This is a genomic window from Pseudomonas extremorientalis (assembly GCF_024584605.1).
GTDB classification, from domain to species: domain Bacteria; phylum Pseudomonadota; class Gammaproteobacteria; order Pseudomonadales; family Pseudomonadaceae; genus Aquipseudomonas; species Aquipseudomonas extremorientalis.
Genome location: NZ_CP089519.1, coordinates 1082436 through 1094404, shown reverse-complemented (window position 1 = coordinate 1094404; position 11969 = coordinate 1082436). Strand labels below are relative to the sequence as shown.

Genomic DNA, 11969 nt, shown 5'->3' with positions numbered 1-11969 from the left:
AAATGCAGTGTGCTTAGAAGTTGGCGCCGAAGCTCAAAGCGACAAAGTCGCGGTCATCCACCGTACTGAACTTGCCACCAAAGAAGTTGGTGTAGGCCAGGCTGGCGGTGTAGGTGTTCTGATATTCGGCGTCCAGGCCCAGGCTGACCGCCTTGCGACCTTCTTCGAAGTTACCGCCAGGGCCTGGCGAGTAACCTTTGACGTCGTGGGACCACGCCACGTTTGGCTTGAGGTTGACGCCGGCGAACACGTCCGGGTATTCCCAGATGGCGCGGGCGCGGTAGCCCCAGGAGGTGGCGGTGGTGTAACCGTCGTTGTTGCAGTTGGTGTTCAAACCTGCCGCATTGGGAAGACCGGCGCCGGTGGCCGTCGAGTTGTTGAGGGCGTTGCAAAACCCACCTGGCAGAGTACCTGGGCCAAACACCGGATCACGACCGTAACGGGCCTCGGATTTGCTTTCCAGGCCGCCCACATGGGTCACACCAATCTCACCGACGGTTGTCAAGCGGCTGGCGCCCATCACCTGATCGAAGAAATGCGTGAAAGTCGTCTGGAACTGAGTCACTTCCTTGCGGTTATAGCCATGCAAATCCTGGCCAGGCGTCCCTTTCAGCACGGACGCATTGCCAAAGCCAGGAATGGGCGTGACACCGGCATACAGGATATCGGTCGTGCTCAGTTGCACAGGCGCATTCGGCCGGTAGCTCAACTCACCGCTCCAGGCCGTGCCCGTAGGTAGCGTGGTGGAGAAGCTCAGGCCGTAGAGGCGGATATCTTCCGGGTACTCGACGAAGTAGTTCGAGCTACCGGCTACGATCAGCGGACGCAGCGCAGCCAGCGGCCCCAGCGGGCGGGTATAAGCGGACGACGGTGCACCTTGAGCACTGAAGATCGGTGCACGGCTGTGATAGTTCATGAAGTACGCGCCGAACTCGGTATCCAGCGGCTCGAAGTTGTAATGCATGGCCACGCCAAATTGGCCACTGTCCCGCGCATCGCGGTCGGGACCACGACGTACCAGTACACCTTCGTTATTGACGTCTACACCCAGGGCATTCAAGGTCGGTAAAGCGGCACCCGGAATGGTCGAGCGCTTGTTGAGCACTCGCAGATTATCGCTGCAACCGTCGGATATCACATCAGGCTGAGAGAAGAACGTGCCGCAGTTGTCGGTAACGGTCTGGTCCCACTCCAACTGATAGAACGCTTCCGCCGACAGGTTATCGGTCAGGGTTTGCGACACGTAGAACATGTTGACCGGAATCAAGCCTTCCTTGATCTCGGCGCCCGGACGCCGGAATGCGGACACATCGATCGGGTTGATGGAGTTGATGCCGCCGCCGATGAAGGTACTTTCCCCCCAGCTCACCACCTGCTTGCCGAAGCGCACGTTCCCCGGCAAATCGGCAATGTTGTAGTTGTGGTAGATGAAGGCATCTAGAATCTGCCCACCGGAGGACTTGGCGCCCTCCTTGCGATTGCTGTCGCTGATGTCCTTGAACTCACGGCTTTCGTCTTTCAACTCAAAGTCATACCAGTACTTGCCACGTACAAATACACCGGTATCGCCGTACTTCAGTTCCAGGTCATGAATGCCTTTGAAGATCTTCGAGAAGGTCTCACCGCGCTTGAAGTTAAGGTGACCGTCATCGGAAGTCTGGGACAGGCCACGACCACCGTTGTTCGCACCAATGAGATCTTTGTTGGGCTTGGCCGTCGACCAGCTCGCCCCCACGGAAAGCGACGAGTCAAAGCTCCCTTCGATTTCACCAATGTTGAAACTGACGCCGAATGCGGGCCCGGCGAGCGTAGAAGCGAGACTGACGGCCAGGGGCAGTCTTGCCCGGCGCCAGAACTGGTTTACTGAGGTCATCGACGCTACTCCATGTGCATTTTATTGTTATGGCAGTGAGTTCTTTCTGTGATGCGTGTAACGGCCGGAATACAACGATTCCAATGCCGCTCGGCAGCCGAGCCCCCATGGCCCGAAGCGGAACATCCGTGAAAAACTCTGGAAGGGACTATAGCCAGCAGGGGGTAGTGCTTGATCCCTCTAAAGTGTGATTTGCATCACCGACCCGTCTGCCACGACCCTTTCGCCACGTCGGCGAAGGCCGACGCGGCAAGGATGGCTGAAAATCGGCAAATCACAAGTCAAGGCGCGAGATAGAGCATTGCCGTGCCACAAGGGCGCGGCGAATCAGCTCACAGGGTGGACAGGAACGTGCTGTTGTTGGCCTGCCATTCGATGATGTCGATACGGATACGTTTTTTGTCGAGTTTTCCTACGCTCGTCTTGGGAATTTCAGTAACAACGGCAATCTGGCTCGGAATCGCCCACTTGCTCAAGTGGCCCAGTTCCACGAACGGCTTGAGGTGTTCCTTGAGCTCACGAGCGCCTATCACATGGCCATCACGCACCACCAGCAAGGCAAATGGGCGTTCGCCCCACTGCGGGTCGGCAATGCCCACCACCGCTACTTCGCGTACCGCCGGGTGACGGCTGACCAGGTCTTCGAGCGCCAGGGACGAGATCCATTCGCCGCCGGTCTTGATCACGTCCTTGATGCGGTCGCGGATATCAATCACCCCAAAGGCATCCAGGGTCGCCACGTCGCCGGTGTGCATCCAACCGCCGGCCCACAGCTCGGCGCCCTTTTGCGGCTCGTTGAAATAACCCTCGCTGAGCCACGGTGCACGCAATACCAGCTCGCCCTGGGACTCGCCATCGGCGGGCAGGAAGTTGCCGTCGCCGTCGATGATCGCCGCTTCTACCAACGGCCCGGGCACGCCGGCCTTGATGCGGTACGTGGTGCGCTCATCCTCGTTGCCCGCCATCAATTCTTCGTTGAGGTGGGCGCAGGACACCAGCGGCCCGGTCTCGGACATCCCATAGGCCGCAGTCAACTGAATGCCACGGGCCTTGGACGCTTCGTACAGCGAACGGTTGAGCGCACTGCCGCCGATGACGATTTTCCAGCCACCGAAATCCACGTCCTGGGCGGCCTTGGCGTTGAGCACCATCTGCAGGATGGTCGGCACGCAGTGGGAGAAGGTGACCTTTTCCTTGCGCCACAGCTCCACCAGGTATTCCGGGTCGTATCGACCGGGGTAGACCTGTTTCAGGCCGAGCATGGTCGCCACATACGGCAGGCCCCAGGCGTGCACGTGGAACATCGGCGTGATTGGCATGTACACATCGTTGGTGCCCAGCAGGCGCACACTGTCGACGCTGCCCATGATGGTCGCCACGCCCATGGTGTGCAGCACCAGTTGGCGATGGGTGAAATACACGCCCTTGGGGTTGCCGGTGGTGCCGGTGGTGTAGAAGGTGGTGGCGACAGAATTTTCGTCGAAGTCCTGGAAGTCGTACTTCGGGCTGGCGGCGGCCAGCAGGGTTTCGTACTCGCCCACCAGGTTGGGCAGCTCGGCAGTCTTGGCCTCGCCATCGGTGAGCAGCAGGGTCTTGTCGACGGTGGTGAGCTGCCCGGCAATCGCCTGGTAAAGCCCCACGAACTCGCTGTTGACCAGCACGAAGCGGTCCTCGGCGTGGTTCATGGTGTAGAGGATCTGTTCCGGCGACAGGCGCACGTTGATGGTGTGGATCACCGCGCCGATCATCGGGATGGCGAACATGCATTCAAGGTATCGGTGGCTGTCCCAGTCCATCACCGCCACGGTATCACCGGCCTTGACCCCGGCTTCAGTCAGCACGTTGGCCAGGCGCGCAACGCGCTCGATCAGGGTCGGGTAGGTGTAACGCAGTCTGTCGCGGTAGATGATCTCCCGGGTCTTTTCATAGCGGGTGCCGGACATCAGCAGGCGTTTGATCAACAGCGGGTATTGGTACGCACCTTCGGCGGGCGGGATAACACGGGTCTGCAACATACGAATCCCTTTTCTGACTGCACGGTCTTGGCTTGAAGACCTGCACTTTAGAGACCTTATGTTTCAGCCAAATCAGCCAAAGGAATGATTTGCAGACCCCAGCGAATGCTAGCTTTGCGCCAGCATCCGGCTTATTTCATGCTGGTGAAGGCCAGCTTGACTCCAATCGCAATCAACACCGCGCCCATGGTCCGATCGAACCAATGCCCCATCCGCGCAAACCCCGCACGCACGCGCTGCTGGCTGAACAACATCGCCACCAGGCAGAACCACAGCGCCGTCGCCACCGCCAGGTACACACCGTAACCGGCCTGGATCGCCAGCGGGGTGTGCGGGTTGATCACCACGGTGAACAACGACAGGAAGAACAAGGTGGCCTTGGGATTCAAACCGTTGGTCACAAAACCAGCAGTGAACGCCCCACGCGGGGTGCGTTCGCCCGCCTCGCGGTGCAACTCGCCTTCAACAGGTGGCTTGGCCGGCTGCGCGCGCAGGGCCTTGAAGCCGATGTACAGCAGGTAGGCCGCCGCCGCCCACTTGAGTGCGTTGAACAGCACGATGGACTGGGACACGATCAAGCCGATGCCGAGCAACGAGTAGCCCACGTGCAGGAAAATCGCCGAGCCCACGCCCAGTGCGGTCCAGGTACCGGCGCGGCGGCCGTGGGTCACGCTTTCACGCACCACCACCGCGAAATCCGGGCCGGGGCTGGCCACCGCCAACAAGTGAATCAGAGCTACGGTCAAGAACTCGGCGGCGTACATACTCACTCCATTAAGTAACGGATTATTTCATCTGATAGGCTCGGCAGATTACGCCTTCGAACCCTGTCGCAAAAGGTACAGTTGATGACGAACAATCGCCGCGCCGTCTTCCTTGATCACCCGTCCCTGGACCTGGGGGATCTTGACCTCAGCGAATTGCGCAACAGCTTCAGCGAGTTGCAGTTGTTTACCGACACCACACCGCAGAACGTGGTTGAACGCGTGCAAGGCGCCCACGTGGTGATCAGTAACAAAATCGCCCTCAATACCGAGACCCTGGCGGCCTGCCCGGAGCTCAAGCTGATCCTGGTTTCAGCCACCGGCACCAACAACGTCGACCTCGACGCCGCCCGCGCCCACGGCATCACCGTGAGCAACTGCCAGGGCTACGGCACGCCGTCGGTGGCCCAGCACACGATCATGCTGTTGCTCAACCTGGCGACGCGCTTGAAGGATTATCAACGGGATGTGAGCGCCGGCAAATGGCAACAGGCCAGGCAGTTCTGCCTGCTGGACCACCCGATTGTCGAACTCGAAGGCAAGACCCTCGGCCTGCTCGGCCACGGTGAACTGGGCGGCGCCGTGGCGCGCCTCGCCGAAGCCTTCGGCATGCGTGTGGTGCTGGGTGCGATTCCGGGGCGCCCTGCCCGCGCCGACCGCGTGCCACTGGATGAACTGCTGGCGCAGGTCGACGCGCTCACCCTGCACTGCCCGCTCAACGAACACACCCGCGACTTTATCGGCGCCCGCGAACTGGCGCTGCTCAAGCCCGGCGCGTTTGTGGTCAACACCGCGCGCGGTGGTTTGATCAACGAACAGGCCCTGGCCGATGCGTTGCGCAGTGGTCATTTGGGCGGCGCAGCGACCGATGTACTGAGTGTGGAGCCGCCGGTGAATGGCAACCCACTGCTGGCCGGCGATATTCCACGCCTGATCGTCACCCCGCACAACGCCTGGGGCAGTCGCGAAGCGCGGCAGCGCATCGTCGGCCAACTGGCGGAAAACGCCCGGGGCTTTTTCAGTGGGGCCCCGCTGCGCGTCGTCAGTTGATAAACTGCGCCCCTTTTCAAGGAGCAGACCATGGATCCGCGCAGTGAAGTACTGCTTCGCCAGGCCGAACTTTTTCAAGGCAACCTGCTATTGGTGGGCTTGCCCGCCGACGACCTGCTCGGTCGCCTGCCCAACGCCCACGGCTGGAGCTGGCACGCCGGGGACCAGGCGGCACTCGACGCACGTTTCCCTGAGCGCAGCCAGTTTGGCGTGAACGTGCCTGACAGGGCGTTTGATACGGCGGTGATCTTCCTGCCCAAGTCCAAGGACCTGACCGACTACCTGCTCAACGCCGTGGCCGCCCGTTTGCCCGGCGCCGAGCTGTTCCTGGTCGGCGAGAAAAAGGCCGGTATCGAAAGCGCCGCCAAACAGCTAATCCCCTTCGGCAAACCGCGCAAACTCGACAGCGCGCGGCATTGCCAACTGTGGCAGATCACCGTGGTCAACGCCCCCCAAGCGGTCGAGCTGGAGAGCCTGGCGCAGGTCTTCGAAGTGCCATTGACCGAAGGCCCGCTGAAGGTAGTGAGCTTGCCGGGTGTGTTCAGCCACGGCCGTCTGGATCGCGGCACCGAGCTGCTGCTGGAGCACCTGGACAAACTGCCGAGCGGACATCTGCTGGACTTTGGTTGCGGCGCTGGGGTGCTGGGGGCTGCGGTCAAACGGCGCTATCCGCACAACACGGTGACGATGCTCGATGTGGACGCCTTCGCCGCCGCCAGCAGTCGCTTGACCCTGGCCGCCAATGGTCTGGAAGCCGAGGTATTGACCGGCGATGGCATCGACGCGGCACCGATGGGTTTGAACGCGATTCTGAGCAACCCGCCGTTCCATGTCGGCGTGCACACCGATTATTTCGCCACCGAGAATCTGCTGCGAAAAGCGGCGAAACACTTGGCAAAAGGTGGCGAACTGCGCCTGGTTGCCAACAGCTTCCTGAAGTACCAGCCGCTGATCGAGGAGCATCTGGGTGTGTGTGCAGTGAAGGCCGAAGGCAACGGTTTTCGCATCTACCGCGCCAAGCGCGGCTGACGGGCGTTTGAAAAAGAAGGCTTGCCGAATGGATTTTGCCTAGGCAGAATCCGCAGCGTCCTAGGGGAGTAGTCTCCCACGAGCGCCACGCTCGTCCGGCATACGTCAACATACTTGGTCAGCAGACCATGGCGTATGCGACCCAGGAGTCCGCACAGACGGACCGGGGTTTGACAAGACCTATGACACGCACACCTTACCCGGGGCGGGAAGGCTGTACGTGTCATAGCCGTGTCGACCCGCCCCTGGAAACCTACCTGATGCTGGATTCATTGCTCGTACCTACCGCAATCGTTGCCTTGGCCGAAATCGGCGACAAGACGCAACTGCTCGCGCTCATCCTTGCCGCACGCTTTCGCAAACCCTGGCCGATCATCGCCGGCATCGTTGCCGCGACCCTGGCCAACCATGCGGCCGCCGGTGCCGTGGGGGCGTGGTTCGGAAGTTTCTTCTCGGATGCGGTGTTGCACTGGATCCTGGCGGCAAGCTTCTGCGCCACGGCGCTGTGGACCCTGGTGCCGGACAAACTCGACGATGACGAAGCCAGCACCACAAGCAAATTCGGGCCGTTCCTGACTACGCTGATCGCGTTCTTCCTGGCGGAAATCGGTGACAAGACGCAGATCGCCACGGTGATGCTGGCGGCTCAGTATCCGGAGCTGTGGCTGGTGATCATCGGCACCACCCTGGGCATGCTGATTGCCAACGTGCCGGTGGTTTTGGCGGGGAATTTCGCGGCGGAGAAACTGCCGTTGACGTTGATTCGTCGCTTGGCCGCTACAGCGTTTTTCATCCTGGCCATTGTGGCCGTGTACAAAGCCATGCAAAGCAGCGGGTGGATCTAAGGGTTCCCTGTGGGAGGGGGCTTGCCCCCTTCCACATTTAGATCTTCAAAAGGTCAGGATTTCTTGGCCTGCTGGTACAACGGCATCACCTTCGGAATCGCCGCCTGCAACGAGGCGATTCGGCTGTCGGAAGCCGGGTGGGTACTCATGAACTCCGGTGGTGCGCCTTCCGAAGCCTTGGCCATCTTGTTCCACAGCGTAATCGCCGCGTTCGGGTTGTAGCCCGCACGGGCTGCCAGCTCCAGGCCGATCAGGTCCGCTTCGTTTTCATTGCTGCGGCTGTTGGGCAAGGTCATGCCGTAGTTGGCCACGGTATCAGCCAGGGCCAGGCTGTCCTGGCCGAGGCCGAACAACGCACCGGCCCCCTGCTTGGCCATCTCGATCCCGTAGGCCTTGGACATGGCTTCGCGGCCATGCTCACGCAAGGCGTGGGCGATTTCATGGCCCATCACGGCGGCCAGTTCGTCATCGGTGAGCTTGAGGTTGTCGATCAACGCGCTGTACACGAAGATTTTGCCGCCAGGCCCGCAGTTGGCGTTCATCTCATCGCTCTTGATCAGGTTCACTTCCCACTTCCACTGCGCCGCATCCGCACGGAACGTCGGCGCCTGGGCGATCAAGCGGTTGGCGATGGCCTGCACGCGCTTGGCGTTGGCGCTGGTCTTGTCCAGTTGGCCCTTGCTGCTGGCCTCCCCCAGGGTCTGCTGGTAGGACTGGGCATACATCTGGTCGACTTCCTGGCTCGACAGCATGCTGAACATGTACTGCTTGCGCTCTACCCCGACAGCGCCGCCGCTGGTGGTATTGACCGACTGACACCCGGCCAGCAGCATCGCCGCGACCAAACCACTTATCACCAATGACTTCTTCATCAACACTCTCCCTGATAGCAAGCCCTTAAACATGGCGCGTATCGTAGGCGCACATTTGTATCGACGCCAGATACACCTGACATGTAACCGCTGACTTTCCGATACATCTCACACGCCAGCGGCGGCGCCGAGCATTCTGTTTGCGACACAGCCCCCTATTTTGCCGGGCGCCCCCCTCATGCCCACCTCGCCCTCGGCCGATACACAGGACAGGCCCTCTCCCCTGCGCCCGGAGCTTTCATGAAATTCAAGTCGATTCAATTTTCTGTCGCGGCCCTGGCCGGGGCCATTGTCCTGAGCGTAGTGGCGGTGCTGGTGCTCTACGCCTTGTTTGCCGGCGCGCGCACCCAGGAGATGGTGCAGAAGCGCACCCAGGTGCAGTTCGAACAGATTATCGAACAGCGCCTCACCGCCCTGGCGCAAACCCAGGCCACGCTGATCCAGCGTGAATTGGAAGCGCCGTTGGTAACCGCCAAAAGCCTGGCCACTACCAACGCACTGCTCGGCATGAAAGACGCGAAGGGTGAACCCGCCCTGCAGCTTGGCCGCGAGCAACTGATCAACCTGCTGCACGAAACCGTGGTACGCAACCCCAAAATCCTCGGCGCCTACATCGGCTGGGAGCCCAACGCTATCGATCACAACGACGCGGCCTACGTGAACAGCCCGATTGTCGGCATGGGCGCCGACGGACGTTTCCTGCCGTGGTGGTACCGCAACGCAGATGGCAGCCTGGGCATGGATAAACTGGCCGATGTGGCCGACCAGAAAATCCTCTCCACAGGCGTGCGCGCCAGCGAGTACTACCTGTGCTCCAAGGAAAGCAAAAAGGCCTGTGTCATCGACCCCGCGCCCTACAAGGTGGGCAACGCGATGGTGATGCTGGCCTCATTTATCGAGCCAATCATGATCGATGGCACGTTCCAGGGCATCGTCGGCGCCGACCTGTCGGTGAACTTCATCCAGGACATGCTGACCGGTGCCGACCAGAAACTCTACAACGGCGCCGGTGAACTGGCGCTGATCTCCAGCAACGGCCGCCTGGTGGCCTACACCCAGGACGCCAGCAAACTCGGCGAAAAGGCCAGCGACCTGCTCGACAGCAATGAACTGGCCAACCTCGGCCAACTGAAAATCGGCGAAGTGCGCTACGACATCGACAAGGAGCACGGGCATATCGAGTTGTTCCTGCCGTTCAACATCGGCCAGACCGATGCGCGCTGGACCCTGATGATGCAGCTGCCTTTGAGTGCCGTAATGGCCGACTCGCAGAAACTGCAAAGCGACCTGGAAACCCAGCGCAAGACCGACATTTTCGGCATGACCATCGCCGGCCTGCTGATCGCCGGTATCGGCCTGCTGGTGATCTGGCTGGTAGGCCACGGCATCGCCCGGCCACTCAAGCAAATGGTCGCGATGCTCAATGACATCGCCCAGGGCGAAGGTGACCTGACGCGGCGCCTGACCAGTGATCGCGCCGACGAACTGGGCGCGATTGCCAACGGTTTCAACACCTTCCTGATCATGCTGCAAGGCATGATCACCCAGGTGGTGAGTTCGGTGCAGAAGGTCAGCGACTCGTCGGAGCACACCGCTGATATCGCGATCCGTACCAACCAGGGTGTGCATAAACAGATGGTGGAGATCGACCAGGTCGCCACCGCCGTGCATGAGATGACCGCCACTGCGCAAGACGTTGCACGCAACGCCACCCAAGCCGCACAGGCCGCCAGCCATGCCGACCAGGCCGCGAGCCAGGGCATGCGTATTGTGCGTGACACCTCCACCTCCATCGGCGCGCTCGCCGAGGAAATCGGCAAGGCAGTCGGTGTGGTGCAAACCCTGGCCAAGGACAGCGAAAACATCAACGCCATCCTCACGGCGATTCGCGGGATTGCCGAGCAGACCAACCTGCTGGCACTCAACGCCGCCATCGAGGCGGCGCGGGCCGGCGAGCAAGGTCGTGGTTTTGCCGTGGTCGCCGACGAAGTGCGCAACCTGGCGCAGAAGACGCAAAAGGCCACTGAAGAAATCCAGACTATGATCCAGCAGTTGCAACAAGGCACGCGGGATGTGGTGCGGGTGATGGAGGACAGCCAGAACCGCACCGATGAAAGCGTGCAACACGCGGCCAAGGCGGCCGAAGCACTGGAGACCATCACCCAGGCGGTGTCGGTGATCAACGACATGAACACCCAGATCGCGAGTGCCGCCGAGGAGCAGAGCGCGGTGGCCGAGGACATCAATCGCAACGTGATCAATATCGGTCAGGTGGCCAATGAAGTGGCGGGCGGCGCGGATGAATCCAGTGCGGCCAGTGCCGACTTGACCAAGTTGGCCGAGCAGCAGCGCCGGCTGATCAATCAATTCAAGGTTTAAGCCGGGGTCAGGCACTCCGGCCCGTTAAGCTTGGGATCATTGACCATGTTGGCCAGGACCCGCTCGCGCAACGCGCTCGGCTCGCTGGCCAGCAGGCCTTGCAACACATGCAACGGCGTCTCGGGGTCGAGCCAGGCTGCCTGTCCGGCCTCATCCAGAATCAGTGGCCGACGCTGGGCCTGCGCAGCCTGGGTCACTACCGCGGTGCTCAGCCACACCTGTTCCTGCACCGGGTAGGCCTCCCAGATCGCGGCAAAAAACAACGTGGAGCCCTCCCCCGGTGTCAGCCAGTACGGGCGCTTGCGCTGGGTGCCACGCCATTCGTAGAACCCATTGGCCGGTAGCAGGCAGCGACGCTGGCGGAACGCTTCGCGAAACATCGGCTGTTCGGCCAGGGTTTCGGCGCGGGCGTGGGCGGGGGTACGGGAAAGATCGGTCAACCAGGGCGGGGTGAGCCCCCAGCGGGCGCGAGCCAGGGTGCGCTGGCCGTCGGCGGCGCGCTGGATCAGCACAGAATCATTCGGGGAAATGTTCCACTGGGCCTGCTGGTCGGCCGGAAAGCCCGGCAGGGCAGCAAAAGCGGGGGTCCAGCGAAACAGGGCATAACGTCCACACATGGGGTAACACGACTCTTGGGTAAACCGACCGACAGCCTAACAGACCAGCACGTCGGGGAAGCTGTCGGGTTCGTCGCCCGGCAACGGTTGTGCGCCGATATAGGCGGTAATCAACTCGCGGGCATACAGGGCGCGGTCATTATCCACCTCCAGGCCCAGCAGGCCGAAGATGGGCAATTCGCCGGTGCCGCCGAGCAAATGACGACCCACCAGGTGCGCCTCGATACCTTCGCTGGCGAGCATCTGTTGCAGCAGCTCGCCCTCCATCAGGTTTTCCGGTTCGTAGATTCGTTGCATCAGCGTCCCCGCTATTCGTTTTCACTACGGGTTTCAAGCATCCATTCTTCGCCATGTACCTGCAGATCGAAAATGATCGGTCGGCAGCACACCTGGCAGTCCTCTATATAAACCTGATCCCCCCCGGACAAATCCACCGTTGTCTCGACCACTTCACCGCAATAAGGACAATCGTACGTCGCGTTTTCCAGCATCGCAGCCTCCAAGGTGACTTGTGCGTATAATCGC

11 protein-coding genes, 1 pseudogene and 1 riboswitch are annotated in these 11969 nt (G+C 61.1%); of the genes and pseudogenes, 5 read left to right on the top strand and 7 right to left on the bottom strand.

Features of this window, described 5'->3' with window-relative positions; translation table 11 throughout:
• Nucleotides 1-13: 13 nt before the first annotated feature.
• The 3 genes from LUU92_RS04815 to LUU92_RS04805 all read right to left on the bottom strand — a co-directional run bounded on the left by LUU92_RS04815 (nucleotide 14) and on the right by LUU92_RS04805 (nucleotide 4652).
• Nucleotides 14-1873: a DUF1302 domain-containing protein gene (locus tag LUU92_RS04815; protein WP_257103230.1), complete on the bottom strand. Its 1860-nt coding sequence runs from the start codon at nucleotides 1871-1873 to the stop codon at nucleotides 14-16.
• A gap of 332 nt (nucleotides 1874-2205) precedes the next feature.
• Nucleotides 2206-3888, bottom strand: coding sequence for a fatty acid--CoA ligase (locus tag LUU92_RS04810; RefSeq protein WP_071491173.1), 1683 nt, complete (start codon nucleotides 3886-3888; stop codon nucleotides 2206-2208).
• Nucleotides 3889-4019: 131 nt separating this feature from the next.
• Nucleotides 4020-4652 (bottom strand): LysE family translocator, encoded by a 633-nt coding sequence (locus LUU92_RS04805; RefSeq protein ID WP_058422966.1) that lies wholly within the window; start codon nucleotides 4650-4652, stop codon nucleotides 4020-4022.
• Nucleotides 4653-4736: 84 nt separating this feature from the next.
• Here LUU92_RS04805 and LUU92_RS04800 point away from each other — a divergent pair, with 84 nt between their 5' ends.
• From LUU92_RS04800 to LUU92_RS04790, 3 genes are all read left to right on the top strand, one after another.
• Nucleotides 4737-5702, top strand: a complete 966-nt coding sequence (locus tag LUU92_RS04800; protein WP_071491172.1) for a 2-hydroxyacid dehydrogenase — start codon at nucleotides 4737-4739, stop codon at nucleotides 5700-5702.
• 30 nt (nucleotides 5703-5732) lie between these two features.
• The gene (locus tag LUU92_RS04795; protein ID WP_071491171.1) at nucleotides 5733-6731 is read left to right on the top strand and encodes a methyltransferase; all 999 of its coding nucleotides are present in this window, start codon (nucleotides 5733-5735) and stop codon (nucleotides 6729-6731) included.
• 50 nt (nucleotides 6732-6781) lie between these two features.
• Nucleotides 6782-6903, top strand: a riboswitch (yybP-ykoY riboswitch).
• Between the two features lie 88 nt (nucleotides 6904-6991).
• The gene (locus LUU92_RS04790; RefSeq protein ID WP_257103835.1) at nucleotides 6992-7576 is read left to right on the top strand and encodes a TMEM165/GDT1 family protein; all 585 of its coding nucleotides are present in this window, start codon (nucleotides 6992-6994) and stop codon (nucleotides 7574-7576) included.
• A 53-nt stretch (nucleotides 7577-7629) separates the two neighbouring features.
• Here the strand turns inward: LUU92_RS04790 and LUU92_RS04785 are convergent, their stop codons facing one another.
• The gene (locus tag LUU92_RS04785) at nucleotides 7630-8448 is read right to left on the bottom strand and encodes a M48 family metallopeptidase (RefSeq protein ID WP_071491170.1); all 819 of its coding nucleotides are present in this window, start codon (nucleotides 8446-8448) and stop codon (nucleotides 7630-7632) included.
• A gap of 240 nt (nucleotides 8449-8688) precedes the next feature.
• Between LUU92_RS04785 and LUU92_RS29125 the strand changes: the two are divergent.
• Nucleotides 8689-9969, top strand: a pseudogene (locus LUU92_RS29125) (methyl-accepting chemotaxis protein); the annotation flags it as partial.
• Between the two features lie 3 nt (nucleotides 9970-9972).
• Nucleotides 9973-10827 carry a methyl-accepting chemotaxis protein gene (locus tag LUU92_RS29120; protein WP_371322045.1) on the top strand — a complete coding sequence of 285 codons (855 nt, stop codon included), beginning with the start codon at nucleotides 9973-9975 and terminating at the stop codon, nucleotides 10825-10827.
• Here the strand turns inward: LUU92_RS29120 and LUU92_RS04775 are convergent.
• The 3 genes from LUU92_RS04775 to LUU92_RS04765 are packed head-to-tail and all read right to left on the bottom strand — an operon-like array spanning nucleotide 10824 to nucleotide 11935.
• Nucleotides 10824-11444, bottom strand: coding sequence for an SOS response-associated peptidase (locus tag LUU92_RS04775; RefSeq protein WP_071491168.1), 621 nt, complete (start codon nucleotides 11442-11444; stop codon nucleotides 10824-10826). The two genes, LUU92_RS29120 and LUU92_RS04775, sit on opposite strands and share 4 nt — an antisense overlap.
• 36 nt (nucleotides 11445-11480) lie before the next feature.
• On the bottom strand, nucleotides 11481-11741 hold the full coding sequence (locus LUU92_RS04770; protein WP_071491167.1) for a putative signal transducing protein: 261 nt from the start codon (nucleotides 11739-11741) through the stop codon (nucleotides 11481-11483).
• Between the two features lie 11 nt (nucleotides 11742-11752).
• On the bottom strand, nucleotides 11753-11935 hold the full coding sequence (locus LUU92_RS04765; RefSeq protein ID WP_071491166.1) for a CPXCG motif-containing cysteine-rich protein: 183 nt from the start codon (nucleotides 11933-11935) through the stop codon (nucleotides 11753-11755).
• Nucleotides 11936-11969 lie beyond the last annotated feature (34 nt).